The sequence below is a fragment of the Bacillus sp. RC251 genome, from assembly GCF_044908765.1.
Classification (GTDB): Bacteria; Bacillota; Bacilli; order Bacillales; family Bacillaceae_G; genus Bacillus_A; species Bacillus_A wiedmannii.
Genome location: NZ_JBIYDP010000002.1, coordinates 656,192 through 681,995, shown reverse-complemented (window position 1 = coordinate 681,995; position 25,804 = coordinate 656,192). Strand labels below are relative to the sequence as shown.

23 protein-coding genes are annotated in these 25,804 nt (G+C 37.1%); all 23 read right to left on the bottom strand.

Annotation, left to right across the window (positions count from 1 at the left end):
• Window positions 1–90: 90 nt before the first annotated feature.
• Complete coding sequence (locus tag ABH961_RS13510; RefSeq protein ID WP_000605020.1) at window positions 91–294, bottom strand: YlzJ-like family protein; 204 nt, start codon at window positions 292–294, stop codon at window positions 91–93.
• Window positions 291–1,040: a translocation-enhancing protein TepA gene (gene tepA, locus ABH961_RS13505; protein WP_000139828.1), complete on the bottom strand. Its 750-nt coding sequence runs from the start codon at window positions 1,038–1,040 to the stop codon at window positions 291–293. Before tepA ends, ABH961_RS13510 begins: the two co-directional genes overlap by 4 nt.
• 104 nt (window positions 1,041–1,144) lie before the next feature.
• Complete coding sequence (locus ABH961_RS13500; protein WP_000823079.1) at window positions 1,145–2,815, bottom strand: ribonuclease J; 1,671 nt, start codon at window positions 2,813–2,815, stop codon at window positions 1,145–1,147.
• A gap of 758 nt (window positions 2,816–3,573) precedes the next feature.
• Complete coding sequence (gene dapA / locus ABH961_RS13495; protein WP_088321353.1) at window positions 3,574–4,452, bottom strand: 4-hydroxy-tetrahydrodipicolinate synthase; 879 nt, start codon at window positions 4,450–4,452, stop codon at window positions 3,574–3,576.
• An 11-nt stretch (window positions 4,453–4,463) separates the two neighbouring features.
• Complete coding sequence (gene dapG / locus ABH961_RS13490) at window positions 4,464–5,696, bottom strand: aspartate kinase (RefSeq protein WP_000692477.1); 1,233 nt, start codon at window positions 5,694–5,696, stop codon at window positions 4,464–4,466.
• Window positions 5,697–5,719: 23 nt separating this feature from the next.
• Window positions 5,720–6,766: an aspartate-semialdehyde dehydrogenase gene (gene asd, locus ABH961_RS13485; protein ID WP_000414854.1), complete on the bottom strand. Its 1,047-nt coding sequence runs from the start codon at window positions 6,764–6,766 to the stop codon at window positions 5,720–5,722.
• A 150-nt stretch (window positions 6,767–6,916) separates the two neighbouring features.
• Entirely contained in the window at window positions 6,917–7,516 is a 600-nt protein-coding gene (gene dpaB, locus ABH961_RS13480) for a dipicolinate synthase subunit B (RefSeq protein ID WP_001049480.1), read from the bottom strand.
• On the bottom strand, window positions 7,513–8,415 hold the full coding sequence (dpaA, locus tag ABH961_RS13475) for a dipicolinic acid synthetase subunit A (RefSeq protein ID WP_000954740.1): 903 nt from the start codon (window positions 8,413–8,415) through the stop codon (window positions 7,513–7,515). The genes dpaB and dpaA overlap by 4 nt, the downstream gene beginning before the upstream one ends.
• A 273-nt stretch (window positions 8,416–8,688) precedes the next feature.
• Complete coding sequence (locus ABH961_RS13470; protein WP_048545981.1) at window positions 8,689–8,940, bottom strand: YlmC/YmxH family sporulation protein; 252 nt, start codon at window positions 8,938–8,940, stop codon at window positions 8,689–8,691.
• 129 nt (window positions 8,941–9,069) lie between these two features.
• Complete coding sequence (locus ABH961_RS13465) at window positions 9,070–10,311, bottom strand: M16 family metallopeptidase (RefSeq protein WP_000593006.1); 1,242 nt, start codon at window positions 10,309–10,311, stop codon at window positions 9,070–9,072.
• An 86-nt stretch (window positions 10,312–10,397) separates the two neighbouring features.
• Entirely contained in the window at window positions 10,398–11,297 is a 900-nt protein-coding gene (locus ABH961_RS13460) for a polysaccharide deacetylase family protein (protein ID WP_098079068.1), read from the bottom strand.
• Window positions 11,298–11,449: 152 nt separating this feature from the next.
• Window positions 11,450–13,588 (bottom strand): polyribonucleotide nucleotidyltransferase, encoded by a 2,139-nt coding sequence (gene pnp / locus ABH961_RS13455; protein WP_046957398.1) that lies wholly within the window; start codon window positions 13,586–13,588, stop codon window positions 11,450–11,452.
• 160 nt (window positions 13,589–13,748) lie between these two features.
• The gene (gene rpsO / locus ABH961_RS13450; protein ID WP_001229392.1) at window positions 13,749–14,018 is read right to left on the bottom strand and encodes a 30S ribosomal protein S15; all 270 of its coding nucleotides are present in this window, start codon (window positions 14,016–14,018) and stop codon (window positions 13,749–13,751) included.
• Between the two features lie 100 nt (window positions 14,019–14,118).
• Window positions 14,119–15,090 carry a bifunctional riboflavin kinase/FAD synthetase gene (gene ribF, locus ABH961_RS13445; protein ID WP_404519498.1) on the bottom strand — a complete coding sequence of 324 codons (972 nt, stop codon included), beginning with the start codon at window positions 15,088–15,090 and terminating at the stop codon, window positions 14,119–14,121.
• 43 nt (window positions 15,091–15,133) lie between these two features.
• On the bottom strand, window positions 15,134–16,057 hold the full coding sequence (gene truB / locus ABH961_RS13440; protein WP_048545987.1) for a tRNA pseudouridine(55) synthase TruB: 924 nt from the start codon (window positions 16,055–16,057) through the stop codon (window positions 15,134–15,136).
• 86 nt (window positions 16,058–16,143) lie between these two features.
• Window positions 16,144–16,500: a 30S ribosome-binding factor RbfA gene (gene rbfA, locus ABH961_RS13435; protein ID WP_000776445.1), complete on the bottom strand. Its 357-nt coding sequence runs from the start codon at window positions 16,498–16,500 to the stop codon at window positions 16,144–16,146.
• Between the two features lie 15 nt (window positions 16,501–16,515).
• On the bottom strand, window positions 16,516–16,797 hold the full coding sequence (locus ABH961_RS13430) for a DUF503 domain-containing protein (protein ID WP_000582364.1): 282 nt from the start codon (window positions 16,795–16,797) through the stop codon (window positions 16,516–16,518).
• Entirely contained in the window at window positions 16,794–18,854 is a 2,061-nt protein-coding gene (gene infB, locus ABH961_RS13425; RefSeq protein ID WP_000036353.1) for a translation initiation factor IF-2, read from the bottom strand. Before infB ends, ABH961_RS13430 begins: the two co-directional genes overlap by 4 nt.
• A gap of 4 nt (window positions 18,855–18,858) precedes the next feature.
• Window positions 18,859–19,170 (bottom strand): YlxQ family RNA-binding protein, encoded by a 312-nt coding sequence (locus ABH961_RS13420; RefSeq protein WP_001286521.1) that lies wholly within the window; start codon window positions 19,168–19,170, stop codon window positions 18,859–18,861.
• On the bottom strand, window positions 19,171–19,443 hold the full coding sequence (gene rnpM, locus ABH961_RS13415; RefSeq protein WP_000071127.1) for an RNase P modulator RnpM: 273 nt from the start codon (window positions 19,441–19,443) through the stop codon (window positions 19,171–19,173).
• Window positions 19,444–19,454: 11 nt separating this feature from the next.
• Complete coding sequence (gene nusA / locus ABH961_RS13410; RefSeq protein WP_000102596.1) at window positions 19,455–20,561, bottom strand: transcription termination factor NusA; 1,107 nt, start codon at window positions 20,559–20,561, stop codon at window positions 19,455–19,457.
• Window positions 20,562–20,578: 17 nt separating this feature from the next.
• Window positions 20,579–21,049: a ribosome maturation factor RimP gene (rimP, locus tag ABH961_RS13405; RefSeq protein WP_000359099.1), complete on the bottom strand. Its 471-nt coding sequence runs from the start codon at window positions 21,047–21,049 to the stop codon at window positions 20,579–20,581.
• Between the two features lie 333 nt (window positions 21,050–21,382).
• A complete protein-coding gene (locus ABH961_RS13400) occupies window positions 21,383–25,684 on the bottom strand; it encodes a PolC-type DNA polymerase III (protein ID WP_098642749.1) in 4,302 nt (1,433 codons plus the stop codon).
• Between the last annotated feature and the right edge of the window lie 120 nt (window positions 25,685–25,804).

Here is a 25,804-nt window from a genome sequence, read left to right as displayed (position 1 = left end):
ATAAACAGAAGAAAGCAGCCCTCTCATGGCTGCTCAACCGTCTTGTTTTTTATATTATACCATAGCTTCTAAACAAAATCCTTCTTTTTGCTAAAAGGTTATTTTCTGGCCGGGCTCAAACTCTAAGTAGTGTAGCGGATCCGTACTTAACACACGTACAATAGAATAACACCCATGTTCTTCTTCAGAAACCATTAATTCAACACCGTTTATATTTACAACTTTTTGGCTTTCACATTGCGAATAATCAGCTGGATATACAAGTTGCTCTGGCATAATTGTGTATAAAATCATTGTAACATTGTCCCTTCTGCACTATCATCCATGCGAGCATCTATTAATTCATTCAGTTTTCGAATCGCATTCCCAATACCACCGACATCATCTATAAGACCATATTTCACTGCATCGCCACCAATTACATTCGTCCCAATATCTCGCGTCAAATTCCCTTTCGCAAACATAAGTTCTTTAAAACGATCTTCGGTTACTTTCGAATGCTTCGTCACAAATCGAATGACTCTTTCTTGCATTTTATCTAAATACTCAAATGTTTGCGGCACACCTATAACAAGACCTGTTAGACGAATGGGATGAATTGTCATCGTCGCAGTTTCCGCAATAAATGAATAATCCGTAGAGACGGCGATTGGTACACCGATAGAATGCCCTCCGCCCAGAACAAGTGATACCGTTGGCTTTGAAAGCGAAGCTACCATCTCAGAAATTGCTAACCCTGCTTCAACGTCACCTCCGACCGTGTTTAATATTAAAAGCAAACCTTCAATTTTCGGATTTTGTTCTATCGCAACAATTTGCGGAATAATATGCTCATATTTTGTTGTTTTATTTTGCGGCGGCAACTGAACATGACCTTCCACCTGCCCGATGATTGTTAAACAATGAATACTTGACTCATTCATTTGTGGTACATTCGTTTGCCCTAGCTGTTGAATTTTCTCCACTATCGAAGCTTCTTTCCCAGTTTCTTTCGGCTCAGCCTCTTTCCCTTCATTTGTATAACGATCACGTTCTGTCATATCGCATCCCCTTTCACTCGTATATAACTATTATTTCTTAAGTTATAAATTTCATTCGATAGAGTTTAAAAAGAAAAAAAGATCACCCGTAAAGGTGATCTTTTTTATACTTCCATAATAATCGGTAAAATCATAGGTTTTCTCTTTGTCTCTTCGTACAAGAACTGCCCTAATAATTCACGAATATTTTGTTTTAACATAGACCATTCAATTGAATACTCTTTAATCGATTGCTCAACAATCATACGTACAATCTCTGTAGAGCGGTCAATTAACGCTTCTGATTCACGAACATACACAAAACCACGTGAAATGATTTCTGGACCAGAGATAATTTTCTTTTCATCTTTACCAAGTGTTACAACAACTACTAATATTCCATCTTGAGATAACATTTTTCTATCTCGAAGAACGATATTACCAACGTCACCTACACCTAATCCATCAATTAACACATTACCAGCTTGTACTTTGCCAACTAAGTTTGCGTCATCGTCACCAAAAGCAATCACATCACCTTTTTCTACGATAAAGATATTCTCTCTTGCAATACCTACATCTTCAGCTAAATATGCATGTGCTTTTTGCATACGGAACTCACCATGTACGGGTACAAAATATTTCGGTTTCATTAAATTTAACATTAACTTTAATTCTTCTTGGCTACCGTGACCTGAAACGTGAACTTTTCTTTCACCGTAATAAATAACATCAGCTCCAGCTCTAAATAACAAGTCAATAATTTTCGATACAGATATTTCATTACCTGGAATTGGAGAAGCCGCAATAATAACCGTATCGCCTTTACGAATTGAAATTTGTTTATGAGCTTGCTTCGCCATTCTAGAAAGGGCTGCCATCGGTTCACCTTGGCTACCTGTCGTTAAAATAGCTACCTTTTTCTCTGGGAAATTGTCTACTTCTTGTAGTGAAATAACCATACCTTCTGGAACATCTAAATAACCAAGACGTCTTGCGATATCTACCACTTTCACCATACTACGTCCTACAACCGCTACTTTTCGTCCTGTTTCAGCAGCTGCATCAAATACTTGTTGAATACGATGTACATTCGATGCAAATGAAGCAACGATAATACGTCCTTCTGCGCCGTAGAACACTTTAGAAATTTCTACACCAACTTCTTTTTCAGAACCTGTATAGCCTGGACGCTCAGCATTTGTACTATCAGATAATAAGCACAGTACGCCTTCATTTCCGATTTGTGCCATTTTTCCAAGGTCTGCTCCACTATTTCCAATTGGAGTTTGATCGAATTTAAAGTCTCCCGTGTATACGATAGCACCTTTTGATGTATGGAAACAAACACCAACAGAATCTGGAATACTATGTGTCGTTCCAAAGAATGACACCGTTGTAGTATTAAACTCTACTGTTGAATTTGAATCGATTGTTTTTAAGTCTACACGGCCTAACATACCCGCTTCGCCAAGTTTTTCTTGTATAAGTCCTACTGTTAATTTCGTTGCATACACTGGAATTGATAATTTACGAAGTACGTAAACAATTCCACCAATATGATCTTCATGACCGTGAGTAATAAATAAACCTTTTACTCGCTCTTGGTTTTCCACTAAATATGTAATATCAGGAATAACGATATCAATTCCAAACATTTCATCTCCTGGGAACATTAATCCTGCATCTACAATAAAGATTTCAGAATCAATTTCAACACAGTACATGTTTTTCCCGATTTCACCTACTCCACCAAGAGCAAATACTTTAACAGACTCATTCTCTTTTCTCTTCATGTTGTTGCCTGGTTTAAAAATCTTTCAAACACTGATTTCACTAAAATTGCAGAGACACCAGGGGAAACTCTACAACCACCATATATTCACCGTCCAAGACGAATGTCCTTACCGTTATGCGATATCATGTCCTTGTTTATTTTTTAAACCAGGTTTCACCTCTCTTTCATTATATAAATCAAATATCTTATTCGATATGATATGAAAATGTAATCAAATTATAATTTTTACCAATTTTGCTAAGCATACCCGTACTAAGCTACTTAGCCATATTATACCTGATACAAGAAATAGAACACAAGTTAAATCGTGCGAAAGAGAAAGTAAAAGAACGGAATTACAACAAAAGTATCGAACGTATTTCCTTTATATTTACTCCGATTTTATACTCCATATTATTTTGAAGAAATAGGCATAAATACGCTAAATTTATTTCATTATATTGATTTTCAAGACTTATTTTTCTAGAATCGAACAAAAACACTTATAAAATGAAGCTTTTTTATGAATCACGTCACATTTGAGACAATTCCTCTGAAAAACAGAATCGATAGTTTATTACGTTTATACAAATGTTTATTCTATAATAACTGTGTTTTTTTGATTCATTTAAAGGGGTACAATTATTTTCTTGTACATGTTGCAATACATAATGAAAAAGCGATCAAACACATGGAGTAATATGGTAGGTTAAAAAGAGCGGCAAAGATTTTCATACCATAAAAAAATGACCTAGTTCTACACTAGGTCATTTTTTATTAACGAGGGATAGATTGCATAACAGATTGTAACGTTACTCTTTCTTCTTCTGTTAATGGAAGAAGTGGTAAACGTACAGAACCTACATCTAACCCAACCATTTGTAACGCTGTTTTTACTGGCGTCGGGCTTGGCGCCATAAATAATGAATCCGTTACTCTTACAAGTAATTGATGTAATTTTTGCGCCTTTTTAAATTCTCCTGCTTGGAATGCTGCAATCATTTCTTGCATTTCATTTCCAATCACATGAGATGCTACAGAAACGATACCTTTCGCTCCAACTGCCATAGCTGGTAACGTTAAACCATCATCACCGCTGTATACTGCAAAGTCGTCCGCTGTTTTTCCAATGATTTCTGTCATTGTTAACACATCGCCGCCTGCATCTTTAATCGCAACAATGTTTTCTATTTCTGATAAACGAACAACTGTATCAACGGAGATTTGTACAATAGATCGTCCTGGAACGTTATATAGCATAACCGGAAGCGGCGTGCTTTCAGCAATTGCTTTAAAGTGCTGATACATTCCTTCTTGACTCGGTTTGTTATAATACGGTGCTACTAGCATTACTGCATCAACACCAACCTCTGTCGCCTTTTTCGTTAAGTCAATAGAAGCATGCGTATTATTACTACCTGTTCCAGCGATTACGGGCACCCTTTTATCGACAACAGATACGACATGGCGATATAACGCTACTTTTTCTTCTGAAGTTAATGTAGGAGATTCTCCTGTCGTTCCTCCTACCACGATTGCTGTTGTACCGTTATCTATTAAATAATTTACCAATTTCGTTGTCTTCGCAAAATCGATATTTCCGTTTTTATCAAACGGAGTTACCATCGCGGTTGCAATTGTCCCAAAATCTATCATGGTCTCACTCCTTATTGTTCCAGTTGCTTTTCTTTTGAAAGCTCAAACGCACTATGTAATGCATTTACAGCCTCCACTAAATCAGTTTCTTTTACAAGAACCCAAATTGTCGTATGGCTATCTGCCGATTGCAGAATTTGAATACCTTTTTCCGCTAAAGCTGTAACGATTTTCGCAGTAACCCCTGGGTATCCTGCCATTCCAGCTCCTACAATAGATACTTTTGCACAATGCTCTGTCACAATTGGCTCATATCCAAGGTTTTTTAATAATTCAACTGCACGACTTGATACACTATCACTCACCGTATAAGCTACCCCAGTAGGTGAAATGTTAATTAAATCGACACTGATTCCTTCATTCGCCATTTCTTTAAACACATGCTGTTGCAAATCATATGCTGTTTCTTTTGCAAGCACTTTAATTTGCGTCACATTTGATACATGAGCGATACCTGTAACAGGACGTTCTTCTACATCACGACCTTTTGTCGCACCGTCCGATGCTGAAATAAGCGTACCTTCACTATCAGAATACGTAGAACGTACACGAAGTGGTACTTTGGCATGCATCGCAATTTCAACTGCACGTGGATGAACGACTTTTGCACCTTGATATGCCATGTTACAAATTTCATTGTATGTTACCGTTTGAAGATGACGTGCATCTTTTACAATGCGAGGATCCGCAGTCATAACACCTTCTACATCTGTAAAGATATCAATAAATTCAGCATGAAGCGCAACACCTAATGCAGAAGCTGAAGTATCGCTACCTCCGCGTCCAAGTGTTGTCGTATCACCTTTTTTCGTTTGTCCTTGGAATCCTGTAACGACGATTACATCTAGATTTTCTAGCTCTTCATGTATACGATCGCAGTTCATTTCAATAATCTTAGCATTTGTAAAATCATCATTTGTTACAAAACCAGCTTGTGCACCATTTAATGCCGCTGCTTTTATACCGTTCTCATTTAACATGTTAGAGAAGACGATTGCTGAGATTAATTCTCCGCATGATAATAATAAATCTTGCTCACGATTAGAAATGCGAGATTCCTCTTGATTTACAAGACTTAACAAAGTATCAGTTGCATATGGTTCACCTTTACGGCCCATAGCAGATACGACAGTAACTACTTTATAACCCGCATCTAGCGATTTTTTTATATGATGAAGCGCATGCTTACGTCCATTTTCATCACGTACGGATGTGCCACCAAATTTTTGAACAATAATTTTCATATTTTGCACCTTCTCTTAGCCGTTTACACTAATTGTAATTTTACTAAGCGCTCTGCAATTTGAACAGAATTCCATGCAGCGCCTTTTAATAAGTTATCAGATACGACCCAAAGATGGAATCCTTTATCGTTATTTAAATCTTTACGGATTCTTCCAACGAATACTTCGTTTTTACCTACTGCAGTAGCTGGCATTGGATATAACTGCTCTTCTGGATTATCTTGCAGAACGATACCCTCCGCATTTGCAAGTAAGCTCTTGAATTCTTCTACTGTTACGCCTTCTTTTTCTACTTCGATGTAAACAGACTCAGAGTGACCTGATACAACTGGTAAACGTACACATGTTGCCGCTACTTCTAATTCAGGCATATGCATAATTTTTTTCGTTTCATTAATCATTTTCATTTCTTCAAACGTAAATCCATTATCTTGGAATTTATCAATCTGTGGAATCGCGTTGAAAGCAATTTGGAAATGTTTCTTATCACCTGATACAGGTAAAACATTCGCCTTCACTTCTTCACCATTTAAGATTGCTTGTGATTGTTCATGAAGTTCTTCAATCGCTGCCGCACCAGCACCTGATACAGCTTGATATGTGGAAACGATTACTCGTTTTAAACCATATTGCTGACGAACTGGCTCAAGAGCTACTACCATTTGAATTGTAGAACAGTTTGGATTTGCAATAATACCATTATGTTCTTTTAAGTCGTTTTCATTTACTTCAGGTACAACAAGTGGCACGTTTTCTGTCATACGGAATGCACTTGTATTATCAACAACAATCGCACCGCGCTTTGCTGCTTCTGGCGCTAATTGTTTTGATACAGATCCACCAGCACTAAATAGTGCGATATCTACTCCTTCAAAACTTTCAGGAGTTGCCTCTTGAACTGTAAATTCTTCGCCTTTAAATACAAGTTTCTTACCTGCAGATCGTTTAGATGAAAGTAACGTTAACTTCCCGATTGGAAATTCTCGTTTCTCTAAAGTATTTAACATTTGTTCACCAACTGCGCCGGTTGCTCCAACTACAGCGACATGAAAAGTTTTTTGCTTTTCCATCACTATGCCCCTTTCTAGATACCAATCCTTCTATAACTTAGAATTAGAAGGAGTATACAATACCCCTTCTAATCTTAATAACGTTAATTTTATCATATTCTACAGTAAGAATGATGGTTTCATCAAAAATTGTCCGTTTTTTTTCGTTTTTTAATTCATATATCTGAATTTTTCTACGACAACCGGTTGCAATTGCTTCCCTTGCAGCGCTTCTAATACTGTATCTTCCAGCAGCTCCATGCGAGCTACCATTGAGTTTGGTTTTTTCTCTGGTGCATCTTGACCGAATGGGACGAAGTAGATGTTTTTTGTTGCCATTAGGCGCATAAGATTTACTCCATTCAACCCTAAAGCATCATTCGTCGAAACAGCCAATACGACAGGCTTGCCATTTCTTAACGTCGCTTTCGCTGCCATTAGTACTGGAGAGTCTGTCATTGCATTTGCAAATTTACTCATAGAATTTCCTGTTAGTGGTGCAATTACCATACAATCTAGTGGAATTTTAGGTCCTAGTGGTTCTGCGCCAACGATTGAATTAATTGCTTTAAATCCTGTTACTTCTTCAATCTTTTTAATCCACTCTGCTCCTTCTCCAAATCTCGTATTTGTTGATTGAACAGTGTAAGAAACAACGGGGCGTACTTCTGCTCCCTCAGCAATTAATTTTTCTAAATGAGGCATTACTTCTTCGTACGTACAATGTGAACCAGTAAAACCAAACCCTATTCTTTTCCCTTTTAAATTCATTCCCCATTCTCCTTTCTTGCTATTACGTCTTCTGCTAGTAACTGAGAAAGAACGTTCGCTAAAATTTGTCCTGCTGTTTTTGGAGCAACAATACCTGGTAATCCAGGTGCTAACAGCGCTTTGACTCCTCTTTTTTCCGCATATCTAAAGTCGGTACCGCCTGGTTTAGAAGCTAAATCAATTACTAACGTATGAGCCGGCATTTTCGAAATAACATTCGCTGTCACGACGAGATGCGGAATTGTATTAATGACAATATCGATATTTCCTACTTCTTTCTCAATATTTTGCATATGAAAAGGAGAAAACATCATTTCTGTAATACGTGCAATATGTTCCGATCGTCTTGCTCCAACTTTGACATGGGCTCCTAATGATTGAAATGCTCTGGCAACACTCATCCCTGTTCTACCAAATCCTAAAACCATTACATTGGAACCATGAATTGTATAGTCGGTATGTTGAATTACCATCATTAATGTACCTTCTACAGTTGGTATAGAATTGTAGATTGCCACATCATCACGATCAAATAATTTAACAAGTTTGCGGTTTGTAGTAGATACGAGATTTTCCAAGTAAGGCGTACCAATACCTGAATATATAGTAAAGTGTTCTGGTGTATTTTCAATTTGTTCTTTCGTTATAGAAACTTTTTCGTTTGAAAAAATAGTATCTACTTCTCCCTTGGCATTTGTACCTGCAACTGGCAAAATAATTGCATCTACAGAAGTGAAATCTAAATTTTGTATACTTTCTTTTGCTGCCCCTGTGAAGCCATGATCTAACTGATCAAACCCTATCAATGAAAGTTTCGCATCCAATTCAACTAGCTTGCGAATTACTTCTAGCTGTCTTGCATCTCCTCCTATGACAGCAATATGCATCTCAGTCAACATTCCCTAATTCACCTTCTTTTTCTGTCATTTATAAGAAAAGTGCCTACTTTTTCTTTTTCCTCCACATCATATGTAATGTACGAGTTTTAGGTGATTGAAAAACAAAAGCACGTATGATTTATCCCGCTATTTGTATGCAGTTAGACCTCCATCTCAACATTCGACATATGAGAGGACATTATACGGGAAATTGATTTCCGGTAAACGCTCGATTCATGTGAGCTTTTACTCAGAGGAGAATGAACAAAAAAAGATGACCAAAATGGCCACCTTTCACTTCGATTTTGAATGATCCGTAATATCACAAAGGATCATATCGTGCCCTACTTTCTTAATTTGGCTCCACGTGACTCTTACTTCTTGTGGTTCTTTTTTAAAACCTCCCCATTTCCCAGCCGGTATGATAAGAGCCTGTATTTGGCCATCCTTCTCATCAATCTCTAAATCCACATAACCTAAAACCCCCATTTTTTCTGCTCTTTCTAAATTTACGATTTCTTTGCCACTTAATTCACTTAATCGCATACACTCTCCCCCTACCGAATTATGAATTTAAGTTATCTATAATTAGTACCTATTCTGTATATCCAAAAAAAATAACCGTATCTCATTTAAAAGAGATACGGTTATTTTTACATACTTCATATAAAGTAATTATAGTTTTATTCCTTTTGGAAGTTTTCCATCTGGACTAATTAATGCTGCAGAGAATTCATCTGTAAACATGTTACGAATTAACTCATCAACATTTTCTTTTGTTACTGTGTTTACACTTTCAATAATCTCATCAAGTGAACGATGCTTACGAAGTAGCAATTCATTTTTACCATTACGGCTCATACGGCTATTCGTACTTTCTAAACTTAACATTAAGTTTCCTTTTAATTGCTCTTTACTATTAATAAGCTCTTTTTCTGTAATACCTGTATTTTTCAATGTTTCTAATGTTTCTTGCATTGTTTCATACAGTGTATCTAATTGTTGGCTACCTGTTCCACCATACAGCGTTAACATACCTGTATCTTCATAAGAAGAATGGTAAGAAAATACTGAATAGGCTAACCCGCGTTGCTCACGTACTTCTTGGAATAAACGGCTACTCATACTACCGCCTAAAACGTTATTCAATACAATTAAGTTATAAATATCTTCGTGTCCCATTTGTAAGCCTTTATATCCTAAACATAAATGAGCTTGTTCTGTTTCCTTTTTACGTGCTACCTTATTAAAATGGAAAATTGGGCTATGTACTTGTTCACGATTTGTTGTTCCTTCATAACTACCGAAATATTGCTCTACTGTTTGTAAAAAGGCTTCATCAATATTTCCTGCAACTGAAACAACGACATTTTCAGGTGTGTAATGATCCTTGATATATTGGCGTAGCGTATCACCTGTAAACGTATCAAGCGTTTCTTCTGTTCCTAAAATAGGATATCCAAGCGGATGCGTTTCATATGTTGCTTTCGTTAACATATCATGCACAATATCATCTGGAGCATCTTCGTACATTTTAATTTCTTCACATACGACATTCTTCTCTTTTTTCAGTTCTTCCTCATCAAATGTTGAATTAAAGAACATATCTGCTAATACATCTAAAGCATATTTAGCATGCTCATCTAGCACTTTTGCATAATAACAAGTGTATTCTTTTGAAGTAAAAGCATTCACTTGCCCACCAATGCTATCAAATGATTCTGCAATTTCGCGTGCACTACGTGTTTCTGTTCCTTTAAAGAACATATGCTCTAAAAAGTGGGAAACCCCGTTATTTTTTTCATTTTCATTTCTTGATCCCGCATGGATCCAAATACCAATCGCAACCGATCTTACAGTTGGTATATTCTCCATAACAATTCTTACACCATTTTTACAAGTATATTTTTTAATCAAAAACTTTCCTCCTACTGCCAGTTTCTCTAAATAAGTGCTATTATTTAATGATAACAAGTTTAAGGATGAATGTCATGCAAATGTATTTAATCCACACGTTTTTCATCCAGTAATTCTGTTATATTCCCTACTTTATATCCTTGTTCCTTCAATTTTGTAATCATTGTATCTAATGCTTCTGCTGTAGATGACGTTGGATGCATTAATACGATAGCACCTGGATGTATTTTTCTCATCACTCTCTGCAATAGTACATCTGGATCCGGTCGCTTCCAATCAATTGTATCTACAGTCCACATAATCGTTCCCATTTGGAAATCATCTGCAATTTTCACGACTTCATCCCGAAAACTTCCACTCGGCGGAGCAAACCATCTTACCTTTTGATTCGTAGCTGCTTCGATCATTCGATTTGTTTTTTGTAACTGATCTCGGATTTCATCAGAAGATAGCGTTTTCATATTAGGGTGTGTGTAAGAATGATTTCCGACTTCTTGATTTGCATCAACAATCATTTTGGCAAATCGCAAATTTTCCTTCACCCAACGTCCTTCTAAAAAGAAAGTCGCTTTCACATCATGTTTTTTCAATATTTCTAATAGACGAGGCAAATACTCGTTTCCCCACGCCACATTTATTGTTAATCCCACCATCTTTTTATTTGGATGTCCCCTATAAATTGGGGCTGGTGATAAATCTTCTAAGTGGACACTCGGTGATACTTCCTTGAATTCAAGATTTCTTTGATCAAATTTCTTTAGTTTCTTCATATTATTATAGGATGCTTCGATATCAACTTGTCTTCCATTATATCCTGGTGTTGATTTCCATATTTTATCAATCATCGCATTTTGAGGTGCAATCTCATATTGTTTTGCATGTTTTTGAATTTCTTCATATAAGTTATCCTGTGCAAAAACGGAATAAGAGCCTACACTGACATATAAAAAGAATATACATATGTATGCCAATACACGAGCTTTCATATAAACCCTCCCATTAACTATATAAAAACCTTTTTTCTTCTTATCTTTGTTAATTTGAGCGTTATAATGAAAACTATACCTATACTGACATAAAAATATATGTAAATCATATTTTTTACATAACAAAAAAAGCCAGTTTAACTGGCTTTTACTTATTGCTGCTCTTGTTTGTTTTCTTCTTTAGCAGCTTCTTTTTCTTGCTCTTCTTTTAGCAATACTTTTCTAGATAGATTCACGCGACCTTGCTTGTCAATCTCGATAACTTTAACTGTAATTACATCACCGATTTTCACAACGTCTTCTACTTTACCTACACGCTCAAGTGCAAGTTCAGAAATGTGAACTAATCCGTCTTTACCGCTGAATAATTCAACGAAAGCACCGAATTTCTCAACACGTTTCACTTTTCCTTCGTAGATTTCACCTACTTGTACTTCGCGAACGATATCTTCGATAATTTTCTTAGCTTTGTCATTCATTTCTTGATTTATTGAAGAAATGAATACTGTACCATCTTGCTCGATGTCAATTTTAACGCCAGTTTCTTCAATAATTTTATTGATTTGTTTACCGCTCGGCCCAATAACGTCACGGATTTTATCTGGGTTAATTGTCATTGTAATAATCTTTGGAGCATAAGCTGATAATTCAGTACGTGGCTCTGCAATAACAGATAACATATGATTTAGAATGTGCACACGACCAACTTTTGCTTGTTGTAATGCCTCTTCTAAAATTTCACGAGATAAACCATCGATTTTAATGTCCATTTGCAGTGCAGTTACACCTTTTGCTGTACCTGCTACTTTAAAGTCCATATCACCTAAATGATCTTCCATACCTTGAATATCAGATAAAATTGTGTAATGCTCACCAGTTTTAACTAGCCCCATTGCAATACCTGCAACTGGAGCTTTAAGCGGAACACCAGCATCCATCATTGCTAAAGTACTACCACAAATACTTGCTTGTGAAGTAGAACCATTTGATTCTAAAACTTCAGATACAAGACGTACTGTATATGGGAAATCTTTTTCAGATGGAATTACAGGCTCAAGAGCACGTTCTCCTAGTGCACCGTGACCAATTTCACGACGACCTGGTCCACGCATCGGTCTTGTTTCACCAACACTAAATGATGGGAAATTGTAATGGTGCATAAAACGTTTTGATTCTTCTACACCAAGACCATCTAAAATTTGTACATCGCCTAATGCACCTAATGTACAAATACTTAATGCTTGTGTTTGTCCACGTGTGAATAAACCAGAACCGTGTGTACGAGATAAAATACCAACCTCTGATGCTAATGGACGGATTTCGTCACCTTTACGGCCATCTGGGCGGATTTTTTCAACTGTAATAAGACGACGTACTTCTTCTTTTACAATTTTATATAAAATCTCACTTACTTGTCCTAATGTATCAGCGTCAGCTTCCTGCGCTTCGTAATGCTCAATTACACGCTTTTTCACTTCGTTAATTGCATCTTCACGTGCATGTTTCTCATGTACTTGAATTGCAGAATGCATATCCTTCTCAGACATTTCACGTACAGCTTGATTAAGATCAGCGTCAACTTCATAAAGTTTCACTTCTGATTTCTCTTTACCTACAGCTTGTACAATCTCTTCTTGGAATGCAATTAGACGTTTAATTTCGTCATGTCCAAACATAATTGCTTCTAACATTGTTTCTTCAGGCACTTGATCTGCTCCTGCTTCAACCATGTTAATTGCATCTTTCGTACCAGCTACAACAAGGTGAATATCACTTTGTTCTTGCTGTTCTACTGTTGGATTAATAACGAATTCGCCGTTAATACGACCAACTGTTGCACCCGCGATTGGGCCTTCAAATGGAATATCTGAAATCGATAACGCTAATGAAGAACCAAGCATAGCTGCCATTTCAGAAGAACAATCTTGATCAACACTCATTACTATGCTGACAACTTGTACTTCGTTACGGAAACCATCTGCGAAAAGCGGACGAATTGGACGGTCGATTAAACGACTTGCCAGAATTGCTTTTTCACTCGGACGACCTTCACGTTTAATGAAACCGCCAGGAATTTTTCCGACTGCATATAAACGCTCTTCATAATTTACTGTAAGTGGGAAGAAATCTACATTTTTTGGTTCTTTTGATGCAGTTGCTGTAGATAGAACCGCTGTATCGCCATATCTTACTAATACTGCTCCGTTCGCTTGCTTCGCAAGCTGACTTGTTTCAACTGTTAGCTGACGACCAGCTAAATCTATCGAGAAGACTTGCTTTTCTTGACTCATTTAAGTACCCCTCTCAATTTAAAGTATTCAATTCTTCTATGTAAATGGATAGTATATCACAATATTCTACCTCTAGTATTACCGAAAATGAGGTAAGCTATAAAGGGTAGAAGATATATTTTTACCTAACAAAAAAGCGGGAATATTCCCGCTTCTTTGACTATCGACGTAAGCCAAGCTTTGTGATTAATTCACGGTAACGTGTGATATCGCTATTACGAAGGTAAGTTAGTAAGTTACGACGTTTACCAACCATCTTTAATAGACCACGACGTGAATGATGATCTTTCTTGTGAGTACGTAAGTGCTCGTTTAGAGTGTTAATTTGCTCCGTTAGGACAGCAATTTGAACCTCTGGAGAACCAGTATCAGTCTCATGAGTTCTAAATTGTGCAATGATTTCATTTTTACGCTCTTGTGTTAAAGCCATCCTATTTCACCTCCTATTAATTAAACCCCCAATTACCTAGCAAGCGTCGGTGAGTCGCAATGCCAAGCAATGGTTGTCATAAAGTACATAACATAGAATACTACTTTTCATTTGAAAAAGCAAGTATATTCTTTTCGTTCGCAAAATATACTTGTGCTATTTTCTTATCTTTTGCAATTTGTTCAACTAACTCATCGATGCCATTGAATTTCTTTTCTTCTCTTATACGCATATGCCACTCTACTGTAACATTTTGATCATATATGTCTTTGTTAAATTCAAATAAGTGCACTTCAATAGATAATTGAGGCTCATCTTCTTTAAAAGTTGGTTTATATCCAATATTACATACACCATCGTACCATTCATCTTGAACTTTTAATCTCACTGCATAAACACCTACAGGTGGTAATAGATACTCATCACTTAAACCTATATTAGCTGTGGGAAAACCAATTTGACGTCCACGCTTATCACCGTGTACAACCGTTCCTCCTACTGTATATGCTCTACCTAAAATAGATGGAATTTGTTCCATTTCGCCATTTCGAATTAACTTTCGTAATGCTGTAGAACTTACTTTCTCTTCTTGAAATTCAACTTTTTCAATCACAGTCTGTGTAAACTCCCCTCTTGCATGAAATGGTAAAGTCTCCATCTTTCCTTTTCCTAAACGTCCATATGAATAATCAAACCCTGCTACTACATGCTTTACATTCAAACCAATAATATAATCATCTACAAATTGTTGTGGCAATAAGCCTGCAAACGATTCATCAAATTTAATAACATATAATATATCGATCCCTAAGTTTTCGATTATTTTTTCTTTATCACACATTGGTGTAATATACTCCGCATGCGCTTCCTTTTTTCCTAAAACAACAGATGGGTGCGGATAAAATGTCATAACTGCACTTTTATATCCTCGTTCATCAGCTATTTGTTTCGCAGTTCGAATCACACATTGATGTCCTAAATGAATGCCATCAAAAAATCCTAATGCCATTACAGTAGGTGGTAATTCTAATTTATTTTGTTCATGTGGATGAGTTAAATGAATAAGTTTCACGCTTGAATTCACCTTTTTCTGTAATAATCCTTCCAATAATTCATTATAGCTTTAGTTCTTGATTATTCACAAGTACTTTCATCGGCTTTAGCATACCAGGGTGTTTTGGATGGTGCTCATAAATTGCAAGGCAACGATTATTTGTATCAAACACTGTTATAAATGGCGCCGTTATTTGCAATTCATTTTTTAAGAACATACCATTCTTTATTTTCTCTGCTTGCTTTTCATCTACAACCATTTTCGGAAACTTACTTAATGCTTCATCAATTGAAATGAAGATAGACTCTACTGTTCCATTTTGCACGTTTTCTTCAATTTCTTCAAATGATATGCAATCTTCTAATAAAAACTCACCAGAAGCTGTTCTTACAAGGTGAGACATATGTGATGGGAAACCAAGTTTTTCACCAATCATTACTGCTAACGTTCTTACATATGTCCCTTTACTACACGTTACACGGAAACGGAATGAAATATTTTCCCCCTCAAACACTTCACGGTCATCTAGTAATACAAATTCATGAATTGTAATTGTACGAACTGGACGTTCAACTTCTTGTCCTGCTCTTGCATATTCATATAATTTTTTTCCGTTAACTTTTACAGCTGAAAACATCGGAGGCATTTGTTCAATCGTACCTGTTAATGCAGCAAGAGCCCCTTCTACTTCCTTACGAGTAATAACACGATCTACATTTTTCGTTTCAACAACTTCACCAGAAGCATCTTCAGTTGTCGTTGAAAATCCAAGCGTTACTTCACCTTCATATGTTTTCGTCTCACTTGTTAAAAATTGTGCAATCTTCGTTGCTCGTCCTACACAAATAGGTAATACTCCTGTTACATCTGGATCTAATGTTCCTGTATGACCAATTCGTTTCTCACGCAATATCTTTCTTAATTTAAATACACAATCATGTGATGTCATGCCTTTTGGCTTATGTAATAATACTACACCTTCCATATATGTTCACCTCATCATAATTCTTTCATAGTAATTATCTAAAATTAATTTTGCATTGAAAAAATGGATAGACAAATGTCTATCCATTATTCTTCACGTTTACCGTCTTTATTAATTTGATGTAAAAGTGTATCAATTCGATGACCATATCCGATAGACTCATCAAACTCAAAGGAAATTTCCGGTGTTTTACGAAGACGAATACGCTGGCCAATTTCTGAACGAATGAAACCTTTTGCCTTCGCTAAACCTTTTAATGTACTTTCTTTCTGTTCCTCATCACCTAAAACAGAAATATATACTGTAGCAATTTGTAAATCTCCACTCACTTGTACATCTGTTACTGTAACAAATCCAACACGTGGATCTTTAATTTTACGACTGATGATGTCGCCTAATTCTTTTTTCATTTGCTCGCCTACACGGTTTGCACGTAATTTCATAACTCTTCACCTCATTCAATACCATTCCAATTGCGTTATTGTACGTTCAATTTCAGGAAATGAATCGATATACTCGAGTACACGATTCATTTCTTTTTCACAAATAACACGATTAGAGGATACAGAAACAATTGCAATTTCTGTACGTTGCCATACATCTTGATGCCCTACTTCTGAAACAGCTACATTATAACGCTGCTTCACACGAGTTAGCACCCGTTGCAAAATTGCTCGTTTCTCTTTTAAAGAATGCACATCGTAAATCATACACTCGAATGAGAGTGAAGCGATAATCATCGCTTCACTTCTTCCATAATGTACGCTTCAATGATGTCCCCTTCTTTAAGATCATTATATCTCTCGATTGTAATACCACACTCATAGTTTTGTGCAACTTCTTTTACGTCATCTTTGAAACGTTTTAACGTATCAAGTTGTCCTTCGAAAATTACTACGCCATCACGGATAATACGCACGCCACTATCACGTGTAATTTTACCGTCAATTACGTAACAACCTGCGATTGTTCCAACTTTTGTTACTTTGAATGTTTGGCGTACTTCCGCTTGACCGATTACTTTTTCTTCGAATTCTGGATCCAGCATACCTTGCATTGCTGATTCGATTTCTTCGATTACTTTATAGATAATACGGTGTAAACGAACATCAACATTCTCTAATTCAGCTGTACGCTTCGCATTCACGTCAGGGCGTACGTTAAATCCAATTACAATTGCATTAGATGCAGAAGCTAAAATAACATCAGATTCTGTAATCGCACCTACGCCTGTATGGATAATTTTAACTTTAACACCTTCAACATCAATTTTACGAAGTGACGCTGCCATTGCTTCTACAGAACCTTGTACGTCTGCTTTCACAATTAAGTTAATTTCTTTTACATCGCCTTCTTGGATTTGTTGGAATAAATCTTCAAGGCTTAATTTAGATTTTTCACCACGCTGAGCAAGTAACGCTTCTTGTGCACGTGATTCACCGATTTGACGAGCTTTCTTCTCATCAGCGAATGCCATGAAACGATCTCCCGCTTGTGGTACTTCGTTTAAACCTGTAATTTCAACAGGAGTTGATGGACCAGCAACTTTTACACGACGACCAATATCACTTACCATTGCACGAACACGTCCGAATGAAGTACCAACAACGATTGGATCTCCAACTCGAAGTGTACCGTTTTGAACAAGTAATGTCGCGATAGTTCCTTTACCTTTATCAAGCTGTGCTTCGATTACAGTACCAGTTGCATAGCGGTTTGGATTTGCTTTATATTCTTCTACTTCACTTACAAGAAGAATCATTTCTAATAAGTTGTCAATTCCTTCACCTTGAATTGCAGAAATTGGTACGAAAATTGTATCTCCGCCCCAAGCTTCTGGAACTAATTCATATTCTGTTAATTCTTGCATTACACGATCAGGATTTGCCGCTGGTTTATCCATTTTATTCACAGCTACAATAATTGGTACTCCAGCAGCTTTCGCATGGCTAATTGCTTCAACTGTTTGTGGCATAACACCGTCATCAGCTGCAACAACAAGGATTGTAATATCCGTTACTTGCGCACCACGAGCACGCATCGTTGTAAATGCCGCGTGACCAGGCGTATCTAAGAATGTAATCTTCTTGTCATTTACTTCAACTTGGTATGCACCAATATGCTGAGTAATTCCACCTGCTTCGCCTGCAGTTACTTTTGAATTACGGATAGAGTCAAGTAAAGTTGTTTTACCATGGTCAACGTGCCCCATAATTGTAACTACAGCTGGACGCTCTTTTAAGTTCTCTTCATCATCTTGCTCATCGATGAATGTTTCAAATTCAGTTTCACTTACAACTACTTCTTCTTCTACTTCAATACCATAATCAGTAGCAATTAACTCAATTGTATCTTTATCTAAGTCTTGGTTAATTGTTGCCATAATTCCAAGCATAAAGAGCTTCTTAATAATTTCAGATGGCTCTTTGCTTAATTTTTTAGCAAGCTCACCTACTGTAAGACTTCCAGAGAAAGTAACTTTATCTGGTGTTTCTACAGTTTGTGTTTGTTGTCTTCCAGCAAAGTTATCTTGACGTTTGTCTTCATTTCCCTTGCCTTTTTTCTTTTTCTTATTGCTGTTCTTTTTACTACGAACAACTTTTTCTTCTACTTCAAACTCATCTGCAACAGAAGGTTTTTCAGTTTGATACGCATTATCTAATTTATTTACTACTTCATCTTCTAACATTGTCATATGATTCGAAACCTCGATATTCATTTCTTTTAGTTTTGTCATAAGATCTTTACTTGAGATATTATGTTGTTTTGCATATTCATGCACTCGAATTTTACTCATACCTTCACCCCCGGTAATTTGTATCGAGCATGCTACGCAGCTTTTTCGCAAAGCCCTCATCTAACACAGCTACAACGACTCGCTCGTCTCTCCCAATCGCATGCCCTAATTGTTGTCGATTTTCGACCTTTCTCATTGGTACGTTGTAATACGTCGCTTTATCCGTGATGCGTTTTGTAGTATTTGCTGACGCATCTTCAGATAGCAATACAAGTTTTGCTTTGCCACTTCGTACTTCTTTTAAAACAAGTTCTTCACCCGAAATAATTTTCCGAGCCCGGTTTGCTAGTCCTAAAAACGATTTCCAATCGGACACTTATTTCGACTCCTTCTCAACAAGCTCAAGAAGCTCTTCGTATAGAGAACCGTCGATTTTCGCTTTTAGATGATGTTCCAAAACATTTTTCTTTTGGGCTTGAAGAATACTTTCTTTATCTTTTGATAAATAAGCACCTCGTCCTGATTTCTTTCCAGTTAAATCAATGGACACTTCTCCCTCTTTGGAACGAACAATGCGAACGAGCTCTCGTTTTGATTTCATTTCTTGCGTTGCAACACATTTTCGTAACGGAACTTTTCGATTGCTCATACTCATCACCTCTATTCGATTTCGTCTTCAACTGAATCGAATCCGAATGCGATTACGCTATCTTCTTCTGTTACAATACCAAGTTGTTTCGCATCAGACTCACTCTTAATATCAATTTTCCAACCTGTTAATTTAGCTGCAAGACGTGCATTTTGTCCACGCTTACCAATAGCTAATGAAAGTTGGTGGTCTGGAACAACAACTGTTGTTGCTTTTTCTTCTTCATCTACAAGCACTTTAACAACTTGTGATGGGCTTAAAGCATTTGCAACATATTCTACTGGATCATTTGACCAGCGAACGATGTCAATCTTTTCGCCTTTTAGTTCGTCTACAATGCGTTGTACACGTTGTCCTTTCGGTCCTACACAAGAACCTACTGGATCAACATCAATGTTCTCTGCATGTACAGAAATTTTAGAGCGATCGCCTGCTTCGCGTGCTACAGAACGAATTTCAACAGTTCCATCATAAATTTCAGGAACTTCCATTTCGAATAAACGTTTTAAAAGACCAGGATGTGTACGTGATACGTAAATTTGTGGTCCTTTCGTTGTTTTTTCTACTTTCGTAATGAATACGCGAATACGATCATGTGGTTTGTACTGTTCGTTTGGCATTTGCTCACTTACAGGTAATAAAGCTTCTACTTTCCCTAAGCTTACATAGATGAAACGAGCATCTTGACGTTGTACGATACCCACCATGATATCTTCTTCACGGTCACTAAACTCAGAGTAAATAACACCACGCTCTGCTTCGCGCACTCGTTGTGTTACAACCTGTTTTGCAGTTTGTGCTGCAATACGACCGAAATCTTTTGGTGTTACTTCAATCTCTAGTACGTCACCATCTTGATAGTTTGGATTAATTTGTCTTGCTTCTTCAACAGAAATTTCAAGACGTGGATCAAACACATTATCAACAACGTCTTTACGTGCTAAAACTTGAATTGTTCCCACTTCTGGGTTAAAGCTCACACGAACGTTTTGTGCTTGGTTAAAATTGCGTTTATAAGCAGAGATTAACGCTGCTTCAATCGCATCAATAATAATATCTTTGCTAATTCCTTTTTCTGACTCTAATACGAGCAAGGCATCTAACAACTCAGTGCTCATGAAGATCCCCCTTCTAACTAAAACGTAACAGCAAGTCGCGCATTTGCAACTTTATCCATTGAAATTTGGATTTCTTTTTTACGTGTTTTAATTGTTAATAATAATGTAATTGTAGTACCATCGTAGGAAAGTAGCTTTCCTTCAAACATTTTTTCACCATCAATCGGCTCATATGTTTTAATTGCCACTTGTTTTCCTACCGCTTGCTGGAAGTCTTTCTCTTTCTTTAATGGGCGTTCCGCTCCAGGAGATGATACATCCAAAAAGTAAAGATGAGGAATTGGATCCTCTTTATCTAAAGCTTCGCTTAAACGTTCACTTACCGCACCGCATTCTTCAATGTCGACTCCCTTTTCAGAATCGATGAATACGCGTAAGAACCAGTCTTGTCCTTCTTGCACATACTCTACATCTACAAGTTCAAGATTTAACTCTTCAACGATTGGCTGCGCAAATGCTTCTACAACTTCTGTGACTTTCTTATCCATAAACAGCCTCCTTCCTGCCGCCATGTACCATTTACAAGAAAAGACCCCGTCCATAAAAACGGTCCATCTTATTCTTTCTCGTTAGCTAACAAAAGCCCCTGCCGTTAAGCAGGGAATATCTGTCTTAGTATTACCAAATTTAAGAAGTAAAACTTGTAACAAAATATGTATATACGACAGAAATTTCTTACCTCTCCACATCAATAAAACGTAGATAGTAACACGAAAGAGTGGGTTTCCCCACTCTTTTTTTTACACAGTATACATGACATGGTTATCTCGGTTAATAGTATACCATAGCAAATGTTGATTTGCAAAGAATTTTCCTACCTATTAGAACAGTGATAACTGGTTTTGATCAGGTAAATCGCCTAAGCAACCTTGACTATCTAAATACTCAATAATTGTTTTGGAAACCTTACTGCGCTGCTGTAAATCTTCTTTTGATAAGAAATCTCCATTTTTGCGTGCTTCTACAATACTTAAAGCTGCGTTTGTACCAAGTCCAGGCACTGCATTAAATGGAGGAATTAAAGTATCCCCATCAATAATAAATTCTGTTGCATGCGAACGGTATAAATCAACCTTTTGGAATGAGTATCCACGCTCACACATTTCAAGTGTCATTTCTAGTACTGTTAATAAACTTTTTTCTTTCGGCGCTGCATCCAAACCTTTTTGCGCAATCTCATCAATTCTTACACGTATAGATGCTGAACCTTTCGCCATCGCCTCTACATCAAAGTCGTCTGCACGAACTGTAAAGTATGCCGCATAGAATAGAAGCGCGAAATGTACTTTAAAGTATGCAATACGTACAGCCATAAGTACGTAAGCAGCCGCATGGGCTTTAGGGAACATGTACTTTATTTTCTTACATGAATCAATATACCAACCTGGTACATTATTACTTTTCATGTCATCTTCCCATTCTTCCGGTACACCTTTACCTTTACGAACTGACTCCATGATTTTGAAGGCTAATGATGGGTCTAAACCTTGATAGATTAAATATACCATGATGTCATCACGACAACCGATAACTTCACTCAGCGTACATGTACCGTTATAAATTAACTCGTTTGCATTACCAAGCCATACGTCTGTACCATGTGATAGTCCAGAGATTTGGACTAACTCAGAGAATGTCGTAGGTTTCGTCTCTTCTAACATCTGCCTTACGAATTTCGTACCAAACTCTGGTATACCAAGTGTACCTGTTTTACAGTTAATTTGTTCTTCCGTTACCCCTAACGATTCCGGGCCTGAGAAAATTTTCATTACTTCCGGATCGTCTGTTGGGATTGTTTTCGGATCAATACCACTTAAATCTTGTAACATACGAATAACAGTAGGATCATCGTGTCCTAGTATATCAAGTTTCAATAAATTATCATGAATGGAGTGGAAATCAAAGTGTGTCGTTCTCCACTCAGCCCCTATTGAATCTGCCGGAAACTGAATTGGTGAGAAATCAAAGATATCCATGTAATCTGGCACAACGATAATACCACCTGGATGCTGTCCGGTTGTACGTTTTACGCCCGTACATCCTGCTACTAATCGGTCAATCTCTGCATTTCGAATCGTTAAATTATGATCATTTGCATAACCTTTTACATATCCATAAGCCGTTTTTTCCGCAACTGTACCTATTGTACCCGCACGGTATACATAATCTTCACCGAACAGTACTTTCGTATAGTTATGGGCACGTGGTTGGTATTCCCCGGAGAAGTTCAGATCGATATCGGGTACCTTATCTCCTTTAAATCCAAGGAACGTTTCGAACGGAATATCATGTCCATCTTTCACGTATGGAACATTACATGCAGGACATTCTTTATCCGGCAAGTCAAAACCAGAACCTACAGAACCATCATTAAAGAATTCTGATTGCTTACACTTCGGACATACATAGTGTGGTGGTAATGGGTTTACTTCTGTAATTTCCATCATCGTTGCAACGAATGATGAACCTACCGATCCACGTGAACCTACTAAATATCCGTCTACTAACGATTTTTTCACAAGCTTATGTGAAATTAAATAAATTACGGCAAATCCATGCCCAATAATACTTTTTAATTCTTTTTCTAAACGTGCTTCTACAATTTCAGGTAACTCTTCACCATAAATGCTACGCGCCATTTCATAACTCATATCACGCGTCTCATCATCTGCACCTTCAATTTTCGGTGTATATAGATCATCTTTCACTGGATGAACATCACCAATTAATGATGCAATCTTTTGTGTATTCGTTACAACAATTTCTTTCGCTACGTCTTCACCTAAGAATGAAAAACACTCTAACATTTCATCCGTTGTACGGAAATGTACAGGTGGTAATGAATGTCGGTTTAACGGATTGGCTCCGCCCTGCGAACTGACTAAAATCTTGCGATACATTGCATCCTCTGGATCTATATAATGCACGTTTCCTGTAGCAACAACTGGTTTATCTAACGTCTCACCTAGTTTTACTAAGTTAGAAATAATTGTTTTTAATTGTCCCTCATCTCGAACAAGTTCACGCTCTACTAAATGACGTAACACCTCTGGAGGCATTACTTCAATGTAATCATAGAACTGCGCAATTTCTTCTACCTCTTCAGGAGCTTTTTGCATCATCGCCTCAAACACTTCACCTTTATCACAAGCCGTTCCTACTAAAATTCCTTCACGATATTTTTTTAATAGTGACCTTGGTACTCGTGGTACACGGTAAAAGTAATTTAGGTGAGAATAGGAAACAAGTTTATATAAATTTTTCAACCCTACATCTGATGTCGCAAGTAACGTCATATGACTTGGACGTCCACGCTTATACGCATCCCCTTGCCCCATGCTATCATTTAATTGATCGTGATATTCAAATCCCTTTTCAATCACATCTTTTAACATTTTCACAAGTAAGTATCCCGTTGCTTCTGTATCATAAATCGCACGGTGATGTTGCGTTAATTCAATATCAAGCTTTTTACACATCGTATTTAATCGATGGTTTTTCATTTCCGGGAATAAGAATCTTGCAAGTTCTAACGTATCAATAACAGGATTATTCGTTTTTTCTAGTCCAGCCTTTTTAAAACCTACGTTAATAAAGCCCATATCAAAACTTGCGTTATGAGCAACAAGTGTATGGTCGCCCATCCATTCTTCAAACTTTTTAAACACTTCGTCCACTTCTGGTGCATCCGTTAACATATCATCTGTAATACCTGTTAATTCAATAATCGTCGCAGATAATGGTTGATGTGGATTTGCGAAAGATTCAAAGCGGTCAATAATTTCGCCACCTTTTACTTTTACAGCCGCTAACTCGATAACAGTATCATATACAGCTGATAAACCTGTCGTCTCAACGTCGAAAACAACATAAGTTTCCTCCGCAAGTAAACGATGCGCTTCGTTATATGCAATCGGTACACCATCATTAACTAAATTCGCCTCTACACCGTATATAACTTTAACCCCAGCCTTTTTCCCCGCAGAATATGCCTCTGGGAAAGACTGCGCAACAGCATGGTCTGTAACAGCGATTGCCTCATGTCCCCATTTACCTGCTTGGGCAACAAGTCTAGAAACAGGAGTAACAGCGTCCATTTGGCTCATCGGTGTGTGAAGATGCAGCTCTACACGTTTTTCACCTTCTGGCGCTTTATCTTTACGAGACGGTCCTGTTATTTCATTTATATCATTTGCAATCATTACTAAATCTCGAACGAATGTATCATTTTGAACAGAACCACGCGCTTTCACCCACATTCCTTTTTTCAAGGATTGCAGCATTGGAATATCTTCTTTGTCACGCGAGAACATTTTGATCATAATTGAATCCGTATAGTCTGTTATTTTTAAAGTTAATAACGTACGGCCACTACGTAGCTCTTTCGTTTCTACATGGAAGACATACCCTTGAACTGTTTTTCTTCTTTCTTCATCTTGAATTTCTCGCATCGGTGTAATCTCTTCATCCGGCTTAATAAGATATCCGAGTACAACCGGTCCTTCATGCACAACGCTACTTTCTTCAGCTTGCTTCTTTGCCATTTCTTCCATAGCTTGTATAACACGTTCACGATCTTCTTGCTGCGTTTGCTCACGAAACTTTTGCATTTCTTCTGTATTTTGCTGTATATGTGTGTCTAACTGAAAACGCGGGAATCCAAAAGTTTCGTATTGATCCCCTACTGGTTTCGCAACGTTTTTCTTTAAAGCAGTAGATTCGAGCTCATTATTCACATTTATTAGCAACTTCACTCCATTCACCTGCGGAAGCTGCTTTTTTAAGTAAGCAAACATAGGTGAAAATGTAATTCGTTCCGTACAAAGTGGCCAATACGCCCTCACTTCTTCTTCTGTAAATTGTTTATTCTCTGTTTCTAATGCAAATGTTGTTCTTGCAATATGAGAAAATGATTGCTTAAGCTTTGTTTCTAGCAATTCATATAATTCTGTAGGCAAAATTCGTGGCACTTGTAAATCAAAATGCCAACTTTTATTCGTTTTATCAATAACGAGCCTTTCAATGCCACCACCTTGTAAATATTGATTTATAAGGTCGTCTGGTATTTGCAACTGCTGGAGCAAAATTTGAAATCGCTCTTGTTGTTCATTTGTTAAAGACATAAGCACTCTCCTTCCATTTGCTATTATAAATTGAAACGTACTACAAAGAAAGATTTCTCCCTTCTTCTTTTACAAAATACGTTTACAAAGAAAGAGAAGGTACCTCATTACGAGGTACCT